Raw genomic sequence first — 25,226 nt, forward strand, 5'->3', positions numbered from 1 at the left:
TCCTATAAATTCCAAAATGAGATAGCGAAAATAAGGAAGCATTGTACATCTCATAACGGGTCGAATCTATTGGGTCAACCCAAATATTTGTGATAAATTGATCTCGCCTCGGCGATGTCCTTCGTGCCATGAATTAAGACGCGACCATCCTGAAAAAGAACGATTCGATGCGTCCCGATAACAACGGATACCAGGTATGGATTATGCTCCACTTTGCCCCCCTGACGGGATAACAAACGTGCCGCTTCATTCAGATCACGTACAGCACCCGAAGCCGGGCGGATTTGAACCGTATCTCGTCCGCACAAGACAGCCGTTTTAGCCTGATGCTCCGATTGTAAAAAAGGATACACTGGGTGCTCACCACACGTTGGACAATCGGCTTTCTTCATGGCGCTGATTTGGATTGCCTGATGCTGATTGTTCCACAGATCGAAAGAAATCAGCTTATTTTGCAAAGCCGAATCGTCCCCTGTGAGCAGCTTCAATGCCTCGGCGCTTTGATAAGCCGCTACCATCTGTACAGCCGGGCTAATCACACCGACCGTATCACAGGTTGCACCGCCGAGCGGTACAGTTCCGAGCAGGCAATGCAGGCACGGTGTCTGCCCTGGCACGATGGTAAAGGTTGTCCCATAACTACCTACACATGCCCCGTAAATCCAGGGTATTCTGTGCTTGACCGCATAATCGTTCATAAGCAAACGTGTATCGAAATTGTCAGTGGCATCTACGATGAGATCCACCCCTGCTGCGATATCGTCGATTTCCTCCAGCGAGACGTCCCGGACTAGCGCACGAATGTCCACGTCCGAATTGGTTTGCTGCAATCGCTTCTGCGCGGCCACTGCCTTGGGGATCTGATTACGGGCATCCGCTTCGTCATAGAGCTGTTGGCGCTGCAAATTACTCCAGTCTACATAATCACGGTCTACCAACGTCAGCCGTCCGATGCCCGCTCGCACCAGCATGTCAGCATTGGCAGTGCCCAGTGCGCCGGCCCCCACCATCAGCACGTGCTTACTACGGATATTTTGCTGGCCTGTCGGTCCAATTTTCGAGAATAATTCCTGTCTAGAATAACGGGCATGAGACGTATGCGCATGTGCAGCAACCTCTATTTTCTGGATCTTGTCCATTTCTGACATCGTTGATTTACGCCTCCATACTTATCCATTGAATAGCTACAAGTTGATCAGACAAGCTAAAAGCTTAGATGTCCTCGCCCTTATTTGAAAGCTTTGGGGTACTTTGAGGGTTCCAGCCACCCAGCTGATGCCCCTTCCATTCTGAGCCGTCCTCCCACACTTCCTTTTTCCAAATCGGTACGATTTGCTTTAACCGTTCAATGGCATGGCGGCTGGCTTCATAGCAAGTATCGCGGTGTGCAGCTGAGACAGCAATCACCACACTCGTCTCTCCAATTCTTACCGTGCCAAGCCGATGTGTAATCGCAGTACGTGTGGAAGGCCAACGTTCTGCAATTTCGTCACCAATCTGCTTCATCGTGTTCATGGCCATCGGGACATACGCCTCATATTCAAGCAACACCGTTCGCTGACCTTGCGTAAATTCCCGAGTCGTACCATTAAAGGTCAGCGAGGCGCCATGAGAAGGGTCGAGTACCTTTGAGGTTACTTCATCGGCATCAATCGGGTCGTACGTAATGGCAAATAAACCACATTTTGAAACGACCGTCTCCATCCCGGATGCTGACTGATGAAGAGCAATTGCATCTGATGGAAGCACAAGTTCATTTGGAGAAGCCAGCTTTTTATGATGGGTAAAAAAAGAACCTGGCAGTTGTGAAGCCACTTCCGGGTACAGCTCATTCAGCCTTTTTCGAATGTCTGCAATGGTCACCGCTTCCTGTGAAAGTTCTACCGTGATCACATCACCAAGTTGCTCCGCCATATCTGCGAATAGTTGAATACGATATTGCATATGATCTGCCCCCTTGCACCTATTCTATCGAATTCACCTATCCTATGAATCAATTTCATAATACCTTTAGCTGCTCTAATCAAAACTAGATATAGATCAAAATGATTCGATTTGTCTATATCTAGTTACAACCATCAAAATTTAATGAGTTATGAAATTGATTCCTATTAAATAAAATCTACCCTCCTGAAACCGGAGGAATAATCGCAATCTCATCATGTATACTCACGAGGTCCTCAGGAGCGGCGTAGGCTTGATTTCTGGCAACAAAAGAACCCTGCAACTGAGCTGCTGATTCAGGAAAACGCTCGGATAGCAAGTCTTTTAATGCGGCAACGGTCATCGTTTTTTGCTCAGTAGGCACCATAATTATAGGCCCTCCCATCTGTTCCGCAAGTCCAGCAAATACTTGAATATGATAGTTCATTTAACATACCCTCCTTTTCAGTACAGTGACTGCCCACCACCTATGTATCAAGAAAAACCAACATGAATGAATACCTCGAAAGGTTTTATTCCATGCTGGTTAACTATGACGGTGTACATTGAAGATTATTACATTATATTTTAGATTCAACCAGCTCATCAATCCGTTCGGTATGCGTATATACATTCAGAGAACGACTGCGTATAAAGCCAACGGTCGTAATCCCCAGATCCTCAGCCAACTCAAGTGCAAGCTCTGTGGGTGCTGACTTGGACAAAACAACTTCACAGCCAATCTTCGCAACCTTCAACAAAATTTCAGACGAAATGCGTCCGCTGAATACTATGATTTTGTCTTGTAATACAATATCATGTTTTAGGCAATACCCATAGATTTTATCTAGCGCATTGTGTCGGCCGATATCTATTCTGGACAGGATCATCCCGTCTTTGTCGCATAGCGCTGCATTATGAACACCACCGGTCTCTTGGAACGTAAGTGCCGAGCTTTGCATTAAATTCATCAAGCGGAAACAATCGTCAAAAGACAGCGTAACATGGGTGTCATTCATTCTTTTTGCCACTTTGGCATCATTCATAAAATAAAAGCCCTGTCTACTTTTTCCGCAGCAGGAGGTAATGTAGCGTTTGGAATGAAAATTCTGATAAAACTCATTCATTCGACGGGTTTTAATATGAACAAAGCCTTCTTGTTCCTGAACCCAAATATCTTCAATATCATCGTACCGCTGAATGACGCCTTCAGAGGCCAAAAAACCCACCGCCATATCCTCCACATACTCCGGTGTACAAACCATGGTAGCAAATTCCTGCTGATTGATTTTGATGGTCACCGGATGCTCCGTCACCACCGTGTCTTCAAAACGCTTGATCTGACCGTCATGATAACGTAGAATCTCACGTTTTACCTCAGCTGGCTTTTCCACGTGCTCCACTCCCTTGTTTCTGACAGGCTGGCTCTTCGGCTCACCCGCCGATGTGTGACATTTCAATTTTAGACGTTGCTTGCTGTGTATGATTCAGCCGTTCCTCTGAATAGCGATCGGTACGTTCTCTCCAAACACGCTCAATGTAAGCTCTAATCTCGTCATCGGACTGTTCGGAACGTAGCATCGCGCGAAGCTTGTACCCTTGAGAGGCAAACAGGCACGTATACAAGGAGCCTTCAGCAGAAATTCTCGCTCGTGTACAGGTAGAGCAGAAGGCGTCCGTAACAGACGAAATAATACCGATTTCCCCGTCTCTGTCCTGATACCTGTAGCGCGTCGCCACCTCACCTTTGTACTGGGGTGGGACAGGCTCTAACGGCATATGCTCGTGAATGGCTTGGATGATCTGCTGCTTGGAAACGACCTGATCCAATTTCCAGCCATTGGTGTTGCCTACATCCATAAACTCAACAAAACGCAAAATATGCTTTTTCTTTTGGAAATAGTCGGCCATGGGAACAATATCCTGATCGTTAAAGCCCTTTTGCACGACCATATTTATTTTCACCTGCATCCCTGCTTGAGCCGCAGCCTCAATACCATCCAGCACCGCCTTTACGCTGCTTCTGCCCCCGTTCATTTGGCGGAACCGATCATCATCAAGCGAATCCAGACTAACCGTCACTCTCTTTAGTCCCGCCTCTCGCAGTGCTGCAGCATATTTAGGCAAAAATACGCCGTTTGTCGTCATTGCAATATCTTCAACCCCATCGAGTTGAGTTAACGAATGAATAAGCGAGGACAAATTTTTCCTCAGCAACGGCTCACCACCAGTAATACGCAGCTTTGTAACGCCCAGCGAGACAAAAATACGGGAAAGGCGTGTAATTTCTTCAAAGGTCAATATTTTTTCTTTTGGCAAAAACGGATAGTCATGGCCAAATATTTCTTCCGGCATACAATATCGGCACCGAAAATTACATCGGTCTATGACGGATATTCTTAAGTCCCGTAACGGACGATTCCATTGATCGTCGCTCCGGTTCGCCATCCTGTTCACCTCAATCCGTCTTCATTAATAAAACTCTTTACACTCTAAATTGGAACGGTATTTCCATTCATTTTATACTGAACCAAAAAACCGGCATCACAACAACTTCTTCGCTTATGAATATCGAAGAATCTGCTAAATGCCGGTTAATTTATCTACATCAGGATTTTACGAATCCCACATCATGTGATATAGAAAAATCAAACTAACAAGCGCTGCGACAAATAAAATATACGCGATTCCCACGTACACTCCATTTACGATTGCTCTGAAATAGATTACATTCCTATTGTTAGCAATCCTGGAACGTTTGTCAATGATTTTTCGATTTCTCAAACGATAATCATTATCAATTAAAAAATTAATAATGTACCGTTGAACTATCTTAAATTTTACGTTATAGTTACACGAGGTGACATGCAGAAAATGACATATCTAAGTTATTCAGAAGTTATTGATATACAGACGGTGCGTACCGTTTGTTATTAATACATATTCAAATGGCGGATTGGCCTCCAGGACCTAGAGCTTGGTCACTACTCCACCATAAACACAAGTGCTGGAACACGAGCACTTGTGTTTATGGTGGAGTTTTTTTATTCCAAATTTTTAAATTTAAAATCTGAAAGGAGCCTGAACCGTGACAGATAGTTCGATCAAAATTACATTAAACGGACAGGAACTGAAAACGAAGAGCAGCGCAACGATTCTTGAAGTGATTAACGAAAACAACATCGCCCATCCCCAGCTGTGTTACGTTCCCGAAGTCGATCCGATACGCACCTGTGACACGTGTATCGTGGAAGTGGACGGAAAACTTATGCGTTCCTGCTCGACACTGGCTTCGGATGGAATGAATATTCATTTACATTCGGATCGCGCGAAAGCAGCTCAAACCGAGGCTATGGACCGATTGCTGGAAAATCATCTCCTTTACTGCACAGTGTGCGATAACAACAACGGTAATTGTACTTTGCATAATACAGCAGAGCTTATGGGAATTGAACATCAAAAATATCCATATCAACCGAAAGTTGACCCAACAGAAGTAGATATGTCTCATCCCTTCTACCGATATGACCCCAATCAATGTATTGCATGCGGCCAATGCGTAGAGGTATGCCAAAACCTTCAGGTTAATGAAACGCTGTCCCTCGACTGGGAGGCTGAACGTCCTCGCGTCATATGGGATGACCGGGTTGCGATTAACGAATCCTCCTGCGTTAGCTGTGGTCAGTGTGTAACCGTCTGTCCATGTAATGCCTTGATGGAGAAATCTATGCTGGGAGAAGCAGGCTTCATGAGTGGCATGAGCAAGGATTTATTAAATCCGATGGTGGATTTAATAAAGGAAGTGGAACCGGGCTATAGTGGGATTTTTGCTATTTCCGAAGCCGAAGCAGCGATGCGCGAAACCCGTACGCAAAAAACGAAAACCGTCTGTACGTTTTGCGGTGTAGGTTGCAGCTTTGAGGTTTGGACCAAAGGCCGCAAAATTTTGAAGGTACAACCTACCTCTGAGGGACCTGTTAACGGTATCTCGACATGCGTAAAAGGAAAATTCGGCTGGGATTTTGTAAACAGCGATCAGCGTCTGACCTCCCCTTTAATTCGTCAAGGTGACGAATTTGTGGAAGCAACCTGGGAAGAAGCACTGAGCCTGATGGCCAGTAAAATGGGAGCTATTCAAGAAACTTACGGTGGCGAAGCACTCGGCTTTATTTCTTCGTCCAAATTTACCAATGAAGAAAACTATTTGATGCAGAAGTTGGCTCGTCAGGTCTTCCAAACGAATAACGTCGATAATTGCTCACGGTATTGCCAATCTCCTGCGTCATGGGGGCTGCAATACACCGGAGGCATCGGTGGAGACAGCGGTACGATTAAAGATATTGCCAAAGCAGGTTTGGTCATGCTGGTCGGTTGCGCGCCGGGAGAAGGTCATCCCGTGCTGGCTACGCGTATCAAACGTGCGCATAAGCTGCACGGTCAAAAGTTAATCTCGGTCGACCTGCGCAAGCATGAAATGGCAGAACGCGCTGATCTGTTCATTCGTCCGAAGCAAGGTACTGATTATGTATGGTTATCCGCTGTAGCCAAATACATCATTGAGCAAAACTGGCATGATGCAAAATTCATTGAAGAGCATGTAAACTTCTATCCTGAATATTTGAAATTGCTAGAGCGATTCACCCTGGACTTTGCCGAACAGGAAACTGGTATTTCCAAAGAGACACTGATTCAGGTAGCGACTATGATTCACGAAGCCGACGGCACTGCCATTTGCTGGGGCATGGGTGTGACGCAAAACATCGCAGGCTCTTACACTTCGATTGCGATTGCCAATCTGCTGCTGGTGACTGGAAACTTTATGCGTCCGGGTGCAGGCGCATATCCGCTTCGCGGACATAACAATGTTCAGGGTGCTGCCGATATGGGTACGATGCCGGATATTTTCCCGGGCTATCAGCCCGTGACGAACGATGACATTCGTGCCAAGTTTGAAGCGGCCTACGGTGTACAAATCCCAGGTCAGCGCGGACTGGACAACATTCAGATGCTAGAAGCCATTGAAACAGGTAAGCTTAAAGCGATGTATATCGCTGGAGAAGAGATGGCATGGGTGGATGCCGACTCCAACCATACCCAAGAAATGCTGGCGAATTTGGATTTCCTTGTCGTTCAAGATGTATTTCTGAGCAAGACAGCTGAATTCGCTGACGTTATTTTGCCAGCCGTACCTTCACTTGAAAAAGACGGAACCTTTACGAACACCGAACGTCGTGTCCAGCGTTTATACGAAGCACTCCGCCCTATGGGAGACAGTAAACCGGATTGGTGGATTTTCAGCCAATTTGCCAAGCATATGGGATTTGATTGGGATTACAGCCATCCAAGTGAAATTTTTGAGGAAATGGCGTCGCTCACTCCATTTTTCTCCCAATGTAATTATGACGTATTGGAAGGCTGGAACAGCTTCCACTGGGGATCGCCGGATGGTAGCAATACACCGCTGCTGCACACCAACGGCTTTAACTTTCCAGATAAAAAAGCGCGTTTGGGACTTTTCGAATATGTACCACCAAAAGAGTACCCTGTTGAATTCGATCTGACCTTGAATAATGGTCGACTGCTCGAACAGTTTCATGAAGGAAATATGACGACCAAATCAGCGGGTATTCAGCTCAAACTTCCAAAAGTATTTGTGGAAGTGTCACCTGAATTGGCTAAGGAGCGCGGAGTCACAGACGGATCGCTGGTTCGATTGGAATCCCCTTATGGTGCGGTCAAGCTACGCGTTCTGGTTACAGACCGGGTGCAGGGAACTGAAATTTATGTGCCGATGCACTCTACCAGCCATGATGGTGCTGTCAATCTGTTAACTGGTGGAGCGTTCGATGTGGTCACCCGTACACCGGCCTATAAACAAGCCAAAGTACGGATGCAAATTTTGGAGGTAGATGGTCAAAATCCACTCCCACGTATTAATCCGCGTTACAAAAAGCGTCACCCGCAAAATGGGGTTGAAGTGGACCGTAAGTGGAATCGTCCCGGTTATGTTGATTTGGTAGATCAAAAATAAGGAGGTCGAACCGTGGCTAAGCCTATTTCAATTGTGAGAAAACGCATTTTGACAGAAGAAGAACGCCAAAAACAATCGCTGGATCAGCTTACTGCTGATCTGGCGGACAATGGAGTGGCATTGCAGAAGACGCTTGAAATCGTACGCGAGCTACACGACAGTGGTCTTCTCGAAGCAGCTCAGTCTATGCTAAAAGCCAAAGAAAGCATCGCTAAAATCGCTGTAGGACAAGCGACACGTAAGCCTGTGACGAACATCATTAATAATCTGATGGGAGCAGCAGGGATGCTGTCCGAGGTAGACCCCGAGCTGATGAAAAAACTGGCAAACAGTGTTACCAATGGCCTGAACGAAGCTGATGAACATCTAAAGCAGAATAAAAAAACTCGTCTGCGCGATCTTATGAAGGCGATGAATGATCCAGATGTAAACCGGGCAATGGGATTTGGCATTCATTTTCTCAAAGGAGTGGGAAAAAGTTTGTCTGATAAATAACTCATAGAGTGTGAAGGTGGAAGACTAGTAACAACAGACAATAAAAAGAGCTGGCTCCGAAAACGGGGGCAGCTCTTTTTATTTATTTTTTATCCACTTGCAATAGCGTCACCGTTTTAAGAGAAACAGCATCTTTTATTTGCTCCTCTGCGATGACCTTGAGCTTAAGCAAACTGGCAATCTTCGACGTATCCGGCTTGGAAAACAAGCGCCATAGCTGCGGATCAGGCAGTGAATCATACAGCTTTGTATGATCGTATTCCTTACGGTGCTGCTGCACAATCTTGACCCGATAGTTGCCAATTTCCCAATCTGACACTTCCTTCTGCGCACAATGAGCGGTAATGTCATTACGCAAATCAGTCAGTTCACCTTCAATTTCTTTTTGCTTTTGCTTTAACTGGTAGTATCGGCGCACCTTGTTTTCCAATCCCATCACGCTCCTCTGCTTACATATGTATGTTTGCAGAAGTGTTTTAGGACAAGTTTTGTGATGTTAGGATTGAAGGCATAACTGCAAAAGCATTTCCCGGGTAATGGAAAGATTCATAAGTTGAACCATCACAATCCAAACTTTATTTCAGGATTTTTGTAAAATCCTCATTTAGGTACATTCGTCCCTGGATTTACAGGCCCTGCTCCTCGGGATTTCTCCTTACGCTTCATATAATTGGCCCAGTATGCCGTCAGAATAGGTACCAAAATCGAGGTCACAATGACTGAAGCGGCAACTAATGCCGTTGCAGATTGCGCAACAGGCAGGAACTCAGGCTTGATATTGGCGACAATGACTGGGTTCGCTACTGCTGCACCTGCTGTACTGGAAGCTGCGATTCCTGCTGTACCGTTGCCACCACCGATATATTTGTCCGCCAAAATTAGTGGAATACCTGTAACGAGAATGACAAAAATACCCAATAAAATACCGAGCATACCTGTCTGGACAATGACACTCAAGTCAATGGAACACCCAAGTGCAAAACCGAAAAATGGAATTAAGGCTTGCGTTGCGTTCCCAAAATACTTTCGGAAATCATGATCCAGATTGCCCAACATAAAGCCGATCAAAAATGGTAATACCGCCCCCACAAATGTCTGCGGTTCGAAAACGGCCAGTCCGGTGCTACCCAAAATAATCATGGTCACTAATGGACCCGATTCCAGTGACATCAGTACAAATGCTCCCGCCTCTTCCTTGGAGCCATACTGCTGCATAATGGAGGCGTATAACCCGCCGTTCGTCATATCCATAGCCGAGATCAGCGCCAGCACCGACAAACCTGCAAATAGCCCACTTTCTACACCCCCAACAGGCAGCAATCTGGATGCAATGATCGCCACTACCCACGCGACCGCGATTTTAGTCAATACGAGCGTTCCTGATTTACGCAATACAGTACCCGTCGCTCGCACATCTATAGAAGCCCCCATACAAAAAAACCACACTGCTAAAATGGGTACCGTACCTGTCATCAGCCCCTTGGTAAAAGATCCAAAATAGTCGCCTGCCCATGGAGTAAATGTATGAAAAAGCGCGCCAATAAACAGCGGCACCAGCATAATGCCCCCTGGAATTTTATCAATGTTTTGTTTGATTTTCATAACTTCGTTCAACCCTTTCGTTTTTGCCAATGCAAAAACAAGGCCGTGTCACTTGCGGCTCAAACCGAGCTCGGGAATCAGTCTCGCGAAGGTATCATGACTCTCCTTCAGTTGTCGCGCGAATGCGTCTGCATCCTGGACACGCAATCCCAACCCATGCTTACGCATTTCCTCCCTGAATTCCTCGTCTTTCGTTCCCTTGATCAGTGCATCCGTTAGCGTTTGAGCAACTGCATCCGGTGTATCCTTAGGCACAGCCAGCCCTCTCCAAGTGCCGATAAAATGTACACGCAGCCCAGTGGCTTGCTGTAGTGTCGGCACTTTTGGAAACGCTTCCGAAATAGTGTCTGACTGGATCGCCAGTATGCGAAGTTTCCCTTCGTCCACGTATTTCTTCACTTCTGCGGGACTGACGGGTACAGCATCCACAAATCCGCTCATTAAAGCGGAGACGGCTGGGCCTGCTCCCTCATAAGGAATATGGGTAAAGCGGACTCTGCTTTTCTGCTCCAGCATTGCGGCAGCAAGGTGCCATATGCTCCCTGTGCCTGCATTCCCCATTTTGAGCTTACCGGGATGGGCCTCAGCATCCTCCAGAAATGCCTCTGCTGTCTTCCATCGTGCATCCGCCCGAACCGTAATGGCGGAAGGGTCCATATTGGTTTGAAGCAGCGGCTTAAATCGCTCATAGGTGAGCGGTAGCAGTCCCAGATGAGGCAACGTAGTCAGCTCAGCGACCAGATACGTTACGGTATAACCGTCCGCCTGCGCCTCAGCCCCTTCCATCAGCCCGACAGAACCGCCTCCTCCCGTTCGATTGACGACGATGATCGGCTGATCGAGATGCTTTTCGGCGGCTTTCGCCAACGCTCTCGCGGTAATATCTGTACCGCCTCCGGCTGCATAGGGAACGACAAGGGTTATTGGCTTCGTAGGAAATATACGGCTGTGATCCTGCAGGGTGCGGTGATCCACATATTCACTGATACTCAAGGCAGAAAGCATAGCTACTCCCGCCGCAACCAGCACATATTTTTGCCATGGCTTTTTCTTCATTACGTTTCCTCTTCTCAAAAATGAACTGGGCCCGTCATGCGCCCGTTTTCACCTCCAACGTTTTCGGTCTTGTTGTTTGCGTTTACATGAAGTCAATGTACCGCAACGTGGAGGGCTACAGCTATCGCTTAATCTTCGTATTTATCTTCTATTTCGCCAAGTATCAACCTTTTGACCGATCTGCATATTCATTGGAAGATTTGCTGATTTGTCTGAATTTCCCTGGGGTCACTTGCTTATGCTTGCGGAATACCCGAATAAAGCTGTTCTCATTTCGGTATCCAACCTGCTCTGCAATTTCTCCGATTTTCAAATGGGTTTCACATAGTAATGTGCATGCCTTTTTTACGCGTAATCCAGTCAAATAATCGTAAACGGTGGTCCCTGTTTCTTCCTTGAACATACTGCTCACCGAGGACACGCTCATGTGAACATGATCCGCAATTTCCTGAAGCCCGATGTTCAAATGCAAATGATGTTCCATATATTCGATCATCTCTTGTACACGCACAAAATCTTTGGACTGAATACGTCCGTGCCATTTTTCTTCAATATCAGTCAACATAGTGACCAGCAATACCTCAATGTCTTGAAGGTCTAGCGTCAGAATCTGATTCCAGTGGTAATCAGCAAGCTGATCCGGCGGCGTCACACTCTGAGTGGCACACCATTTCAGCAAATCTTCCAGCAATTCATGAACAAACAAGTAGACCTGGGCTGGGGATGTTCTGTGGAGTCGAAGTTCTTCTACCCAGTGGCTGATTAGCTTTACACTTGCACCCGGTTCCTGCGACTCCAGGGCATGAATTATTTCCACACGCCGATCGTCCAACAATGTTGAATCCTGAATTTGCTCCTTTGACTGTTCATCCACTGTATTATCCTTTTTCACACTTATATCGCTGTCCATATTCGTATATGAACGTCCATACCCCTCATACAAACGCAAATTAAGGGCCTCTTTTCCTTTTATAAAAGATGCCCGTGCCTCTTGAATATCCGTGACCATATGACCAATCCCTATAGAAATGGTCAAAGGAAGATACTCACCGACAACCTGAATCAGTCTATCAACGCTTTTGTGAAGCAAAATACTCTCTTGGAGGGCAGTCTCCGAACCAACTTCAACTTCATTCGAACTCTCGCTGTACTGTAACAGCACAATAAAACCACTTTCCTCTTCCGGCGAGCATACTGCTTTCCAGTAAGGTTCAAGCATCTCTAGCAAAATATTGTTCAGCGCATACTTGAGCAGCATTTTATCCTCTTCTGGAAAGCTTGCAGCCCACGCAGAATATCGGTCGATGGACACGATTATGACAAACAAAGAATTACCGTCCCAATCGGAAAAATACTGTTCCCATTTCATACGCATTTCCTGTATGCCCATTCTACGCTGGATGACATCTTCCATATATTTGGAACGCAGCTCCGGCAGGCTTCGCTCTACCACCAATGATTTGCGATGAAACTCTCCAACCAGTTTGCTAATCACAGGTTCCAGGTCATACAATCCTCCTTGGCGCGTTCCCTTATTACCCGAATTCAATAGGCTATTAATTTTTTTCATGGGGCGAAAAGCTGCATAGTTGTAATAGTAAACTGCTGAGCACCCAGCCAGTATGGAGATAAAGGCCAGCCACAGCATCATATTGCGCGCCAGCTTTACATTTTTTAGCAGCTTGTCCATCGGAACGAGCGAGACTAGACGCCAGCCCGTTACATCAGAAAAGGTTTGGTTCGCCATATATTCCATATTCCCTATCTCCACATAAGCATAGGGGCTCACATCCAGCTCTTTCAAAACCCTGCCCATATCATTTAAGGGTAAGGACAATCTCAGCTTGGGATAGATCAACTCGCCCTCCAGATCATACACGTATTGCGAGTTGGATAAATGAATATATAGTTTGGAGAAAAAACGGTCGTAATCCAGATTGATTAGCACCGCACCCATGACCTGACCATTCTCTACTATGGGCCTGGCCAGCGAAAGCAGCTCTAACGTCCCCTGCTCACGATCGGTGCCGTACCATCTCCGCTTAATCAACAACGGCTTTTTTTGAATGTCCTGAATCCAGGGAACCCATGTGGTATCCGGCGCCTGCTTCCAATCAGGCATGTAACCATAATTGCTGGATACGAGAGCATGATTGTCCAAAGAAATCACTTCAACCGAATAAATTTCTTCGTGTGAAGAAAGGGTTTTCAAGTATTTCTGAAGCCGATCTATGACGGAGGCGTTATCTTCCAGCGATTTCCTATCCGTTTGGACACGTACAAAAGCCTCTACATCCGGATGATATGCTGCATCCAGCGCCTTGTTATCAGACTCACGAAAAGCCCGATTGGTTACATCCAGATTGATTTGCAATAATTCTATATTGGGTGTGTTCAACTCGGTATCCAAACCTTCACGGTATCCTGAATACGATAGCAAGCCGATCACGCTAATCACGAGCGACACACACAAAGTGAGCAGTAGAATCAGTCTTGTCTGTTTATTTTTCAGTATCAATTGAAGCTTAAGTCGCAACATTCCCGTAACTTCATCCTTCCGGACTTCGTTGTCCATCTTCCTCTTGCCCATATACGTGGTGACATATTCTCCCTAAATCTATTTGACGTAAGAGTTGGAATTCCCTGCCTATGTAAATCAAACTTAATAAAACTTCATATGAGTACATCATTAAAATAAAAAAAGAAGAAGTCTCCCTGTGTTAGGTAGAACTTCTTCTTTGGCTGCTTATATTCATTATTCAGCAAAAACAGATACTCGCTTCACAGGTTTTAGCTTGTCTTTTCCACCTGAAAACGATCCAGTTCCCGCTGCATTTCCTCGCGAATCTGACGAAGCTCTTTTACCTTCTCAGCCGATTCCTCAAATGAACGCTTCTGCTCTACCGTGGAAGCTGTAATCTCTTCGCTGCCTGCGGCGGATTGCTGAGTGATTGCGCTGATATTTTCGATAGCTTGCTGCACCTGTACGCTCAATTCTCGCGATACATTCATGTCCGTTGATAGCTTGCTGACTTGGCCGGCAATTTGCTGCACTTTGCCACTAATCTCTGTAAACGATTCTCCGGTCGAGGAGGTTGCCTTCTCCTGCTCACGGAACAGCTCCTGACTTTGCGCCACAGAAGTCTTCACTTTATCCATAGCCTGCGTAATACCGTCAACTGCGGTATAAATTTTCTTTACAGCAGACTCTGATTGATTCGCCAGCTTTTTCACTTCATTGGCAACCACAGCAAAACCTTTTCCTGCTTCACCCGCACGTGCAGCCTCAATAGAAGCATTCAAGGACAACAGCGATGTTTGGCTCGCAATTTCGGATACGTATCCAGTCATGGTTGTAATCTCGGCTGCATTAGCTTCCAGCTCCTTGACTGTCTGCTCCACTTCGGACATGGCTGAACGATTTTCTGCAACAATACGCAGTTGATCGCTCATGACCCGCGTACCCTGCTCAATGACACGCAAAGCATCCTCACTATACGCGGTCGATTGAGTGGTCTCCAGCAGATTCGATTCAAACTTTTGCTGCATCTCGTCCACAACACCAACTGTCGACGACAGATCCTCAGCAATTTTCTGACTGCCTATCGCCAGTTCCTCTGTTGACGTGCTGACTTGTGTCACAATTTCCTTCATGGCCTCATTATGGTGATCAATATCCCGAGCCATCAGATCGACACGATTACCCGCCTGATCAATGGAGAGTACAATGCTGCGCAAGTTCCCGATCATTACCCGGAAAGATTCATTGAGCTCGTCCAGCTCATCGCGTCCCTTCGTTTGTGCGAGCTGAACGGTCAGATTCCCCTCGGCAATTTGCTTTGCGGCATCCGTTAACTTACGTGTTCTAAGGGCAAGCTGCCTGGAGGTGTATGTATTATATAGCCCAACTGCCACCAGAAGTAAAACTGCACCTGCTAAGGCCAATTGCCAAGTAAAACGAATGCTCTTGGTCAAATCTTCTGTGTATTGGTCATAACGTGCCTTGGTCAGCAGATCCAGCATAAAAACATCGTTCTGAATCCCCTGGGCGCGCATGGCCTCCCGCTTGGACTCCGGACTGTTTTGGGTACTCATTGCTTTCTCCGTTGCTACTTTCAATTGGCTGAATTTTGTTTTAATCGTATTCAGTCGTTTTTGCTGTTCTTCGGTCTGCATCATGCCCTGTGAAAGCAAAGCAATCGTCTTTTCAGACTGAGTCAGTTGATTTTGCACATCAGCTTTGTTGCTCTCTGTCATGGAAGCAGAATAATTTTGCAACGCCTGTCCCGACTGAATCAAATAGGCATTGAGCTGCTGTACATTCAACATAGCCGGAACCAAATTACTACTTTGCGAGTTAATACGAATTAATTCAAAAATGATATATGCCACTAAAGCCAGACAAGCGATCAAGGAAATCATCGCATTCAGCACCAGTTTACCTTGCAGTTTCATCAGCTTTCATCCTCCGTTTGCGAAAATTTATTGGGTGGGAACAGTAAGTGTGCCGGATTTGATTTTTTCCTTTAAATCATCCAACAACTTTTGCTGATCCGGACTCAGTGTCACGACACGAATAGGCGCTAAACCTACGCCATCTTCTGCAAGACCAAACACCATATCCTTCTCCGTAAATTTTCTTTGATGATCTGCAAAGCCTTTGACTGCTGTATAAATTGCAATGTCTACATTTTTAAACATCGAGGTCACTACCGCCTTTTCCGCAATAAAAAACTGGTCGCTATCGACCCCGATGGCTAATTTTTGCTGTTTTTGCGCTTCCTGTAGCGCACCTACGCCCGTGAGACCTGCGGCTGCAAAGATAACATCAATCTGATCCTGATTAATCATGTCATCTGCAATTTTCGTACCCAGTTCCGGCTTTCCAAAATCTCCTGCATACGTTGCAGTAACTTTGGCATTAGGCTTGACTGATTGCACCCCTGCGCGGTACCCAATTTCAAATTTTTTCAACAGAGGAGATTCCGCACCTCCAAGAAAACCCACCTGTTCGGTGCGACTCGTCAAACCGGCAACGACCCCAGCCATAAAACTGCCCTCTTCTGCTTTGAAGCTAATAGAGGCCACATTCGGTAAATCTGATTTCTCATCCACGATTAAAAATTTACGGTCTGGGTATTTTTTGGCAATGGATTCCATACTGTCCTTCACCATATAACCCAACCCAATGATTAAATCCGCTTTTTCTTGAGCAAGCTGCTCAAAAGCCGCATCATACGTCTTGGTCTCCGTTATTTCCCGGTATTCAAAAACAATCTTCCCCTCATCCCGTGCCTTGACCAAACCTCGAAAAGCCGCGTCGCTGTAAGATTGGTCACCCAGACCAATATCTGACAGTACGATTCCCACCTTAATGGGTTCGGCCTTGGTTTGTACGTCTGATTGCCCACATGCACTTACCAATAATGCAAAGATCGTGACAATGGGAATCCACCTAAAAGTTAATAATAGAGCTCGTTTCTTCATGACATATCACCTCAACATAAAATGCAAATCCCCAACATCTTTATATCGGTTATAAAAGCATATTTTTTCATAAGAGTTTCTGTAAATTCATTGTTAATAGAAGTGTGATAAGTGTGATGTCTTTGTTTATTATGTAAAAAATGTATATTTTGCTTTGTTTTTATTATACGAACTGTCCAAATTCATTTATTTTCGTTTATACCGGAAGAATAAAGTGTAATTTGGAAAACATAGGTACTTTGAAACCATCACCCTATTTCAATCTGAAAGGAGCAACATTTAAAATGACTTCGACCCATTTAATTCCACAACCCAAAACATATGGTCCCTTAGGAAATCTGCCCTTGATTGATACACATGCCCCTGTCCAGTCTCTGGTTAAGCTTGCTAATGAGTACGGTCCCATCTTTCGCATGGATCTGCCTGAAGGAACGAACATTTATATTTCCGATCATAAGCTAGTGGCAGATGCTTGTGATGAATCCCGTTTCGATAAGCAGGTGTGGGCTCCCTTACAAAAAGTACGAGCTTTTGCCGGAGACGGACTATTCACAAGCTGGACTGAGGAACCGAACTGGCGCAAGGCCCATCAAATATTGCTACCAAGCTTCAGTCAGCGGGCTATGAAGGGTTACCACAATATGATGCTTGATCTTGCGGTTCAGCTGGTGCAGAAATGGTCTCGGCTCAATCCAGATGAAAGTGTAGAGGTACCGGAAGATATGACCCGGCTGACTTTGGATACCATCGGATTATGCGGCTTTAATTATCGTTTTAACAGCTTTTACCGCGACCAGCCCCATCCGTTCGTGACCAGTATGACACGCGCACTGGATGAAGCAATGGGTCAGTTGCAACGCCTCAATTTGCAAAACAAGCTGATGTTATCGAAGAAAAAACAGTTTAAACACGACATCGAAACGATGTTCTCTCTGGTGGACAGCATTATTCAAGAACGCAAAACCCTGGGCAACCAAGGTGAAGAGGATTTACTGGCACGTATGCTGGAAGGCAAGGACCCGGAAACAGGTGAAACGCTGGATGATGAAAATATCCGTTATCAGATCATCACCTTCCTCATCGCCGGTCATGAAACGACCAGTGGGCTTTTATCCTTTGCCATTTACTATTTGCTTAAAAATCCACGAACGCTAACCAAAGCCTATGAAGAAGTGGATCGCGTGCTCACCGATTCGCTGCCTTCCTATACTCAGGTGCGTGAGCTCAAGTACATAAGGATGATACTGAATGAAGCTCTGCGGCTATGGCCGACAGCGCCCGCCTTCTCGCTCTTCGCCAAAGAAGATACACTGCTCGACGGAACCTATCCGCTTAAAAAGGGCGACAGTGTAAATGTACTCATCCCGAAACTGCACCGTGATACCGAGGCTTGGGGTGAAGATGTTGAGGAATTTAGACCGGAACGCTTTGAGGACCCATCCGCCATTCCACAAGATGCCTATAAACCGTTTGGCAACGGTCAACGGGCCTGTATTGGACAACAGTTTGCCTTACAGGAGGCCACCCTTGTGCTGGGTATGGTACTGAAACATTTTGAGCTGATTGATCATACTCATTATGAGTTGAAAGTCAAAGAGACGCTCACACTCAAGCCTGAGGGCTTCACCATTCAAGTACGACCGCGTAGCACACAGACTGCCGTCATGCTGCCGGGTGCCGCTCAAGAACTTCATGAACAGGAGGAACAAAAAGTTGCAGCTCCTCATGCCGAAAAACATGATACTTCTTTGCTGTCTTTGTACGGCTCGAATCTGGGTACAGCTGAGGGACTTGCGGGTGAACTAGCCGATTTAGGTCGGAATTGGGGTTTTAACAGTAGCATAGCAACTCTGAATGAACATGTGGACCATTTGCCTAAAGAAGGCGTGGTACTTATTACGACTGCATCTTATAACGGACATCCGCCGGATAATGCTGATGCCTTTGTAGAATGGTTGAAGCAGGTAGACGAGGGCCAACTGGCAGGCATAAGGTACGCTGTCTTTGGTTGCGGTGACCGGAATTGGGCCAGCACGTATCAGCGTATTCCAAGGATGATTGATGAGCTAATGGCTGCCAAAGGGGCAAAGCGACTGTATGATCGGGGCGAGGGCGACGCCAGTGGTGACTTCGAGAAGGATTGGGAAGTCTGGAATCGCGGCCTATGGCCGGAATTGCTGAATGCTTTCGGCATAGAGCACAGTGATACAGAACCACAGGACACCAGCAGTCTGAGCATAGAGTTTGTAAGCGACGTACTTAGCGCTCCTCTGGCGGCCAACTATGAGGCAACTACTGCCGTTGTTACCGCGAATCGTGAATTGCACGCTGCTGAAAGTGAACGCAGTACACGGCATCTGGAGATCCAATTACCAACCGGATTGTCCTATCGCGAGGGTGATCATCTGGGTGTTTTGCCGCGTAATCCTGCTTCGTTGGCGAATAGAGTAATGCAACGCTTTAAGTTACAGGATCAAGACTACATCGTATTGAGAGGCAGTGACCGGGATGCGGCGCATCTCCCCTTAGATCGGCCTGTCAGCGTAGGAGATTTGCTCACTCTCAGTGTGGAACTGCAAGAACCGGCAACGAGAGCCCAGCTACGGCAACTAGCATCCTTTACAGTGTGTCCACCGCACAAGAAAGAAATCGAAGCTTTGCTAGAGGATTCTACCTTTGATCAAGAGATACGACAGAAGCACGTCACGATGCTGGATATTCTGGAGAAGTATCCAGCCTGCGAGCTGCCATTTGAAAACTTTATCTCGCTGTTACCTCCACTCAAGCCTAGGTACTACTCCATCTCAAGCTCTCCGCTTGAATCGGAGAATTCAGCGAGTATAACCGTGGGCGTCGTGCGTGGACCAGCCCGTAGCGGACAGGGCGAATACCTGGGAATTGCCTCCAACTATTTGGCGCAGCTCCAACCAGATGATCCAATTGTCATTTTTGTGCGTAAGCCTCAGTCGGGCTTCCGTTTGCCGGAAGATCCGACGGTGCCTGTCATCATGGTCGGTCCAGGTACTGGAGTGGCACCATTCCGCGGATTCCTCCAAACCCGCCATGTACTTAAAGAAAGAGGGGAACAGCTCGGCGAGGCTCACCTATACTATGGCTGCCGTAATCCTAAGCTTGACTATCTGTACAAGCAAGAGCTGCAAGCCTGGGAGCAGGAAGGAATCGTTACGCTTCATACAGCCTTTTCACGTCTGCCCGATCAACCCAAAAGATACGTGCAGCATGTCATGAAAGAAGATGCGGACACTCTGATTCACTTGCTTGATGAAGGAGCGCATCTATATGTATGCGGTGATGGTAGCCGGATGGCTCCCGATGTAGAAAACACCCTTTGTGCTGCTTACGCGGAAGCACACCATACCAGTAAAGAAGAAGCACAGCAATGGTTGGATCGTCTCCAACAGGAAAAACGCTATGCCAAGGATGTCTGGACAGGCATCTAATGATAACAGTATAAGAACAAGCATCATGTTAAAAAATAAAAGGGACTGATTACTGGCCTTCAAACTCGTCGCCAGTAGTTCAGTCCCTTTTATGATTATCTTTCACTCCATTTGGAAGCAATCACATCTACTTTACTTTCTAATAGGTCCATAACCTCCTCGCGGTGCCTAGCCTTGAATAAATCTATGATGTCGATCAAGTCGTTGCGATCTAATAATTTAACCCCGTTGACAGCAGCAAGTGTTTTACAAGATTCCGTATAACGGCCGGAGGTGATAACGATAGACTTGTCGGCCGCATAATAACGCATAGAGGTGTAAATTTCCTGTACTGCTCCCAAGCCCACCGGATGTTGTACGCCATAACGTTTGGCCTGTATGACAACTCTGATGCCTTCACGGTCTGTAAAAACCAGATCCGCTCCAAAATCCCGGCTACTGGTTGTTTTATAGATGTCCTTATAGCCAAGCGCGGATAATAACCGTTGCAAATAAAGCTCAAATTCCGAGCCATCCTCCATACGATCTATATCCTGAATTCCAATTTTGCGTGGGTCCAGATCACGTAAAATCCGATTTCTGCGACCACGTATCAGTCCTCTGATGATGAGCGCAAACAACACCAAAAGTACAATGAGTCCTATTCCTAATTCCTTGTATGCCAATAATTTTTCTAGCAACACCCAACTCTCCCTTTTCTACCGTAAGCGTAGCCGTATCATCCTTAACAGGGAACTCCCCTATGCACGCTGGCTCCCGTATTACATCTCTCTTATCACCATAACAATAGCCCCGCCAGATTCGACGGGGCTATCTTCGTCTTGCCTCAAAGCTATCTAAATTCCATACTCCGTATCATTATTCGCGATTCAGCAAAGATTCTCCGGCAATACCAGGCTGAGTCATTTGGTACGGGTCCAATATAATGTCCAACTCTTCCTCGGTCAGTACATTATACAGCAGGCACAGCTCGCGCACCGATTTCCCCGTCGTAATTGCTTCGCGGGCAATACGTGATACTACCTCATATCCAAGGTGGGGATTGAGTGCTGTAATAATACCTACACTGTTCTCCACATATTCATGGCACCGCTCCACATTTGCTTCAATTCCTTCTACACAATGTATACGGAAAACGTGGAAGCCCTGCTTCATAATTTCCAGCGATTGCAGCAGATTGTAGACAAGCACAGGCTCCATCACGTTCAGCTCCAGCTGGCCCGCCTCTGAAGCCAGGCAGATCGTATGATCATTACCAATGACCTGAAAAGCAATTTGGTTAATGACCTCACACATCACCGGATTTACCTTGCCTGGCATAATGGATGACCCTGGCTGACGAGCAGGCAGACTCAGTTCTCCCAGACCTGCACGAGGTCCGGAAGCCATTAAGCGGATGTCATTTGCCACCTTAGACATATTCATCATACAAATTTTCAAGGCGGCAGACACTTCAGTATAAGCATCCGTATTTTGTGTAGCATCTACAAGATTTTCGTCAGCTTCCACAGGGAAGCCACTGACGTCTGCCAGTACCTCTGCGACACGCTGAATATAACGACGGTCTGCATTCAGGCCAGTACCTACCGCAGTTGCACCCATATTAATCGTTAGCAGGTGCTGTTTGGTCGCACGCACGCGTCCGATATCACGACCCAGCACACGCGCATAAGCCTGAAACTCCTGTCCTAATCGGATTGGCACTGCATCCTGCAAGTGGGTTCTACCCATCTTAATCACACTATCAAACTCATTGGCCTTGCGGGAAAATGCTTCCTGAAGCTCACTCATGGTAGCCAACAGTTTATCAATCATGCTTAATACAGCCAAGTGTACGGCTGTAGGAAAAGCATCGTTCGTCGATTGCGCCATATTAACATGATTATTAGGACTGATCTCCTGATAATCTCCGCGTTGCTTGCCAATCAGCTCCAACGCGCGGTTCGCAATCACTTCATTTGTATTCATATTAATGGACGTGCCTGCGCCGCCCTGAATGGGATCGACGATGAAATGATCATGCAACTGTCCTTGTATAATCTCATCAGCAGCCTGAATAATGGCCTCTGCTTTGGAGCGGTGTAAACGAGTTAGTTCCATATTTACCGTCGCTGCTCCCTTTTTCACGATCGCCATGGCTTTAATCAACTCAGGGTGCAGTCGTTGGCCTGTAATTGGAAAATTTTCTTTTGCCCTCAGCGTTTGTACACCGTAATAGGCATCTAATGGTACTTCCTTGGTACCTAAAAAATCATGCTCCAACCTCATATTCTCTGATTCCTCCGCTGTGTTTGCTACGTTCTTCAATTCAGTACAGCCAAATTGACATAAAAAGACCTCTTCTGATCCCCTCTTCATTATACGTTCCGATTCCCGTGCTTTACCAGTCGAATAAACGCGGAAAAAGGTTATGTAATCCTATGACAAGTTATGATTACCCGTATATACCACGGTTATTCGGCAAATGCTCAGCTATGACTGGAATACGGATTTAATGGCTTATAATAATATCGAGTGGCATGCAGTTGACCATCGGCTGATTGAGCATAACCCGGAATAACACCAGCTTCCACGAACCCGATCGACTCGTATAGTCCATTGGAGGGATCACCCACCCGCGTATCTAGCACCAGTAACGTTCTATCCTGACTTAGTGCCTCTTCTTCCGCTGCCTTCATTAACTGACGTGCGATCCCAAGCCTGCGCCCGGACGGATGTACCATAAGCTTTGCAATTTCCGCACGATGAATAGCGTTAGCTTTTTGAGCCAAATGAAGCTGGACCGTCCCTACAGGTACTTCGTCCTTCTCGGCAATCCACAGAACTACGCCATCCTCAAGTACATTATTCCAATAAGCTGCTGCTTCCTGATAACCTAATGGAGGTAAGAAACCTATAGATGCACCGTCTGCAACCACGTCGATTAACAGTCGACTCAGTGAATCTGTCAGGGCTTCGTTCAGAGCTTGAACAGGGTAAACTCTCACTTCGTTAGACATTGTGATTCCTCCCGGTGAGTTCGATAACATACAATAAAGAAAGTAAACTATCTTTTTAGGATAGCTTACTTTCCATGGTACTTTGTTTACTACTTAATCACCCTTACTTCTATTACTGCTCTGCCATATAAAAGAACTCCCACAAATGACCATCCAAATCCTGAAAGCTCCATCCATACATAAAACCATGATCTTGAGGTTCATTCGAGGGCTGGCCGCCTGCTTCCAAAGCCTTGCGAACGATCTCGTTCACCTTTTCTCGGCTCTCCACCGATAGAGCAACAATCGCTTCTGTGCTTTTCGTGGCATCTGAAATTTCCTTTGTAGTGAACGCTTTAAAACGTTCTTCAACCAATAGCATGACAAAAATATGCTCACTAACAACCATGCAGGTTGCATGTTCATCAGTGAACTGAGCGTTAAATTCAAATCCAATTGTAGTGAAAAAATCAATGGAGTGCTGTAGGTTTTTAACTGGTAAATTCACAAAAATTTGTTTAGCTGTTACTCCCACGATGCTTCACCTCTTCATTCTACTTTATCATACGACTTCTCCACAAAAGATAACTTAACTACCTCACAAAGTCAATCAATCTGACATTTGCAATTAAACTAACAACTCTTACCTTGTCCCTTAGCTTGCTTTACACCAAGAATAGGCTTGTACAACAAAATGGCTTCAGATGTTTTTTCATCCTGATCCACTTGATCATCCACTCTTGGATTTAGAAGCTGTTCCCTTCCCCAATTTAGCCATGATTACGCTTACAAACATATCCTATATTTAAGATACCACAAATTAGCCAATTTAGTACTTAAATTATGTAAAAATGAATTCTTCTTGCCGTAGCGTAATCAGATCATATTATTGTAAACTTGTTCTAATACAGAAAAAGGTGGCACACACGCTATGGAGCATTTGCTTAACGATCAGGTCAAAAATATTCAAATCAGCGGCATCCGCAAAATCGCAAATAAAGTTGCCGCATTACCCGGAACGCTCTCCTTAACGATTGGACAGCCGGATTTCCCTACCCCTGCGCATATTATGGAAGCTGCCCATCGGGCGATTGATGAAGGCCGGACCACTTATACACCTAATCCGGGACTGCCGGAATTACGAGAAGCCGCAGCGGCGTTTGTAGCCCGTAAATACGGCCTAAATTACCGTGGACAGGATGAGGTTATCGTAACGAACGGAGCCAGTGAAGCGCTGGATATTACCTTACGCACGATTTTGTCACCCGGTGATGAAGTCATTCTACCCGTGCCAATCTACCCAGGGTACGAGCCATTGATCCGTTTGTCAGGCGGCATTCCTGTGTTTGCCGATACCCGCAGTAGCGGATTCAAGCTCACAGCCGAGGTGCTGGAGCCTTATCTGACCGAACGGACAAAAGCAGTCATTCTCGGATATCCTTCGAATCCGACCGGGCGAGTGATGAGCCGCGAAGAACTGGAAGCGGTCGCCGATTTACTGAAGGAGCGCGATCTGTTTATCATTTCGGACGAAATATACAGCGAACTGATTTACGATCCCCCCCACGTGTCCATTGCAGCTCTTCCAGGTATGCGGGAGCGCACCATCGTCATTAACGGTCTGTCCAAATCACATTCCATGACGGGATGGCGTATTGGTTTTACACTTGCACCCGCTGTAATTACACAGCACATGGTCAAAGTCCATCAGTACAACGTGACCTGCGCTAGCTCAATTAGCCAATATGCAGCACTCGAAGCCCTGACCGTCGGGGTGGATGATGCACTTCCGATGCGCGAGGAGTACCGCCGACGTCGCGACTATGTACACGGAAGACTGACTGATATGGGAATTCCACTAGAGAAGCCTGAGGGAGCCTTTTATCTCTTCCCTTCCATCGCCCATTTTGGATTAAGCTCGATGGGTTTTACCTTGAAGCTGCTGGAAGAGCATGGAGTGGCTGTAGTACCTGGAGATGCCTTTTCTTCCTATGGCGAAGGATACGTTCGCTTGTCCTATGCTTACGGACAGGATGTGCTGGAGCAAGGATTGGATAAAATAGAGAAGTTTGTTAGAGGAATGGTGAGGGGTTAAGGTGGTTAGAGGCGCTACGCAGTCCATTTGATCTTCCGATCGCTGTTGCTGGGGGATTCTTGAATTGGATAAAACATTTATAGGTAAGAATCCCGCCA

General features: G+C 46.3%; 18 protein-coding genes and 1 pseudogene. 4 read left to right on the top strand and 15 right to left on the bottom strand.

From position 1 onward, the window contains the following. Positions 1 to 74: 74 nt before the first annotated feature. From MKY75_RS16850 to moaA, 5 genes are all read right to left on the bottom strand, one after another. Positions 75 to 1,148 (bottom strand): thiazole biosynthesis adenylyltransferase ThiF, encoded by a 1,074-nt coding sequence (locus tag MKY75_RS16850; RefSeq protein ID WP_029515414.1) that lies wholly within the window; start codon positions 1,146 to 1,148, stop codon positions 75 to 77. A 64-nt stretch (positions 1,149 to 1,212) separates the two neighbouring features. After that, complete coding sequence (locus MKY75_RS16855; RefSeq protein ID WP_029515415.1) at positions 1,213 to 1,944, bottom strand: molybdenum cofactor biosynthesis protein; 732 nt, start codon at positions 1,942 to 1,944, stop codon at positions 1,213 to 1,215. A gap of 178 nt (positions 1,945 to 2,122) precedes the next feature. Further along, positions 2,123 to 2,371, bottom strand: a complete 249-nt coding sequence (locus tag MKY75_RS16860; protein WP_340885999.1) for a MoaD/ThiS family protein — start codon at positions 2,369 to 2,371, stop codon at positions 2,123 to 2,125. Between the two features lie 133 nt (positions 2,372 to 2,504). Next, positions 2,505 to 3,317: a formate dehydrogenase accessory sulfurtransferase FdhD gene (gene fdhD / locus MKY75_RS16865; protein WP_318627371.1), complete on the bottom strand. Its 813-nt coding sequence runs from the start codon at positions 3,315 to 3,317 to the stop codon at positions 2,505 to 2,507. Between the two features lie 40 nt (positions 3,318 to 3,357). After that, positions 3,358 to 4,371, bottom strand: a complete 1,014-nt coding sequence (gene moaA, locus MKY75_RS16870; protein WP_049816885.1) for a GTP 3',8-cyclase MoaA — start codon at positions 4,369 to 4,371, stop codon at positions 3,358 to 3,360. 640 nt (positions 4,372 to 5,011) lie between these two features. On the opposite strand from moaA, the gene fdhF reads away from it, so the two are divergent. Beyond that, positions 5,012 to 7,954, top strand: coding sequence for a formate dehydrogenase subunit alpha (gene fdhF, locus MKY75_RS16875; protein ID WP_340886002.1), 2,943 nt, complete (start codon positions 5,012 to 5,014; stop codon positions 7,952 to 7,954). A 12-nt stretch (positions 7,955 to 7,966) separates the two neighbouring features. Continuing rightward, positions 7,967 to 8,449 (top strand): DUF1641 domain-containing protein, encoded by a 483-nt coding sequence (locus tag MKY75_RS16880; RefSeq protein ID WP_318627373.1) that lies wholly within the window; start codon positions 7,967 to 7,969, stop codon positions 8,447 to 8,449. Between the two features lie 82 nt (positions 8,450 to 8,531). On the opposite strand, the gene MKY75_RS16885 is transcribed toward MKY75_RS16880, so the two are convergent. The 6 genes and pseudogenes from MKY75_RS16885 to MKY75_RS16910 form a co-directional block, all read right to left on the bottom strand. Next, positions 8,532 to 8,885: a hypothetical protein gene (locus tag MKY75_RS16885; RefSeq protein ID WP_069010419.1), complete on the bottom strand. Its 354-nt coding sequence runs from the start codon at positions 8,883 to 8,885 to the stop codon at positions 8,532 to 8,534. A gap of 164 nt (positions 8,886 to 9,049) precedes the next feature. Beyond that, a complete protein-coding gene (kdgT, locus tag MKY75_RS16890) occupies positions 9,050 to 10,051 on the bottom strand; it encodes a 2-keto-3-deoxygluconate transporter (protein WP_039274496.1) in 1,002 nt (333 codons plus the stop codon). 48 nt (positions 10,052 to 10,099) lie between these two features. Further along, positions 10,100 to 11,107 (bottom strand): tripartite tricarboxylate transporter substrate binding protein, encoded by a 1,008-nt coding sequence (locus tag MKY75_RS16895; RefSeq protein WP_165149890.1) that lies wholly within the window; start codon positions 11,105 to 11,107, stop codon positions 10,100 to 10,102. A gap of 128 nt (positions 11,108 to 11,235) precedes the next feature. After that, positions 11,236 to 13,682: pseudogene (locus tag MKY75_RS16900) on the bottom strand (AraC family transcriptional regulator). 215 nt (positions 13,683 to 13,897) lie between these two features. Next, positions 13,898 to 15,562 carry a methyl-accepting chemotaxis protein gene (locus MKY75_RS16905; RefSeq protein ID WP_029515425.1) on the bottom strand — a complete coding sequence of 555 codons (1,665 nt, stop codon included), beginning with the start codon at positions 15,560 to 15,562 and terminating at the stop codon, positions 13,898 to 13,900. A gap of 27 nt (positions 15,563 to 15,589) precedes the next feature. Further along, complete coding sequence (locus MKY75_RS16910) at positions 15,590 to 16,594, bottom strand: BMP family lipoprotein (protein WP_029515426.1); 1,005 nt, start codon at positions 16,592 to 16,594, stop codon at positions 15,590 to 15,592. A gap of 284 nt (positions 16,595 to 16,878) precedes the next feature. Here MKY75_RS16910 and MKY75_RS16915 point away from each other — a divergent pair, with 284 nt between their 5' ends. Beyond that, positions 16,879 to 20,055, top strand: a complete 3,177-nt coding sequence (locus tag MKY75_RS16915; RefSeq protein ID WP_165149886.1) for a bifunctional cytochrome P450/NADPH--P450 reductase — start codon at positions 16,879 to 16,881, stop codon at positions 20,053 to 20,055. A 95-nt stretch (positions 20,056 to 20,150) separates the two neighbouring features. Here MKY75_RS16915 and MKY75_RS16920 read toward each other — a convergent pair whose 3' ends face one another. The 4 genes from MKY75_RS16920 to MKY75_RS16935 form a co-directional block, all read right to left on the bottom strand. After that, on the bottom strand, positions 20,151 to 20,738 hold the full coding sequence (locus tag MKY75_RS16920; RefSeq protein ID WP_165149872.1) for a restriction endonuclease: 588 nt from the start codon (positions 20,736 to 20,738) through the stop codon (positions 20,151 to 20,153). 175 nt (positions 20,739 to 20,913) lie between these two features. Next, complete coding sequence (gene aspA, locus MKY75_RS16925) at positions 20,914 to 22,323, bottom strand: aspartate ammonia-lyase (RefSeq protein ID WP_165149870.1); 1,410 nt, start codon at positions 22,321 to 22,323, stop codon at positions 20,914 to 20,916. A 200-nt stretch (positions 22,324 to 22,523) separates the two neighbouring features. Continuing rightward, positions 22,524 to 23,054 carry a GNAT family N-acetyltransferase gene (locus MKY75_RS16930; RefSeq protein ID WP_165149868.1) on the bottom strand — a complete coding sequence of 177 codons (531 nt, stop codon included), beginning with the start codon at positions 23,052 to 23,054 and terminating at the stop codon, positions 22,524 to 22,526. A gap of 112 nt (positions 23,055 to 23,166) precedes the next feature. Beyond that, positions 23,167 to 23,568 carry a VOC family protein gene (locus tag MKY75_RS16935; protein WP_029515431.1) on the bottom strand — a complete coding sequence of 134 codons (402 nt, stop codon included), beginning with the start codon at positions 23,566 to 23,568 and terminating at the stop codon, positions 23,167 to 23,169. Positions 23,569 to 23,964: 396 nt separating this feature from the next. Here MKY75_RS16935 and MKY75_RS16940 point away from each other — a divergent pair, with 396 nt between their 5' ends. Then, positions 23,965 to 25,128: an aminotransferase A gene (locus MKY75_RS16940; protein WP_165149867.1), complete on the top strand. Its 1,164-nt coding sequence runs from the start codon at positions 23,965 to 23,967 to the stop codon at positions 25,126 to 25,128. The last annotated feature ends 98 nt before the right edge of the window (positions 25,129 to 25,226 follow it).

Origin of the sequence: Paenibacillus sp. FSL L8-0663 (genome assembly GCF_038008125.1) — a bacterium.
Classification (GTDB): Bacteria; Bacillota; Bacilli; order Paenibacillales; family Paenibacillaceae; genus Paenibacillus; species Paenibacillus polymyxa_D.

What these genes read in the sequence shown, in the direction of transcription:
- aspA (WP_165149870.1), bottom strand. Translation starts at nt 22,323, where the DNA reads ATGAGGTTGGAGCATGATTTTTTAGGTACCAAGGAAGTACCATTAGAT.
- MKY75_RS16915 (WP_165149886.1), top strand. Translation starts at nt 16,879, where the DNA reads ATGACTTCGACCCATTTAATTCCACAACCCAAAACATATGGTCCCTTA.
- MKY75_RS16910 (WP_029515426.1), bottom strand. Translation starts at nt 16,594, where the DNA reads ATGAAGAAACGAGCTCTATTATTAACTTTTAGGTGGATTCCCATTGTC.
- MKY75_RS16855 (WP_029515415.1), bottom strand. Translation starts at nt 1,944, where the DNA reads ATGCAATATCGTATTCAACTATTCGCAGATATGGCGGAGCAACTTGGT.
- MKY75_RS16905 (WP_029515425.1), bottom strand. Translation starts at nt 15,562, where the DNA reads ATGAAACTGCAAGGTAAACTGGTGCTGAATGCGATGATTTCCTTGATC.
- MKY75_RS16930 (WP_165149868.1), bottom strand. Translation starts at nt 23,054, where the DNA reads ATGTCTAACGAAGTGAGAGTTTACCCTGTTCAAGCTCTGAACGAAGCC.
- MKY75_RS16850 (WP_029515414.1), bottom strand. Translation starts at nt 1,148, where the DNA reads ATGTCAGAAATGGACAAGATCCAGAAAATAGAGGTTGCTGCACATGCG.
- MKY75_RS16885 (WP_069010419.1), bottom strand. Translation starts at nt 8,885, where the DNA reads ATGGGATTGGAAAACAAGGTGCGCCGATACTACCAGTTAAAGCAAAAG.
- MKY75_RS16895 (WP_165149890.1), bottom strand. Translation starts at nt 11,107, where the DNA reads ATGAAGAAAAAGCCATGGCAAAAATATGTGCTGGTTGCGGCGGGAGTA.
- MKY75_RS16940 (WP_165149867.1), top strand. Translation starts at nt 23,965, where the DNA reads ATGGAGCATTTGCTTAACGATCAGGTCAAAAATATTCAAATCAGCGGC.
- MKY75_RS16860 (WP_340885999.1), bottom strand. Translation starts at nt 2,371, where the DNA reads ATGAACTATCATATTCAAGTATTTGCTGGACTTGCGGAACAGATGGGA.
- moaA (WP_049816885.1), bottom strand. Translation starts at nt 4,371, where the DNA reads ATGGCGAACCGGAGCGACGATCAATGGAATCGTCCGTTACGGGACTTA.
- kdgT (WP_039274496.1), bottom strand. Translation starts at nt 10,051, where the DNA reads ATGAAAATCAAACAAAACATTGATAAAATTCCAGGGGGCATTATGCTG.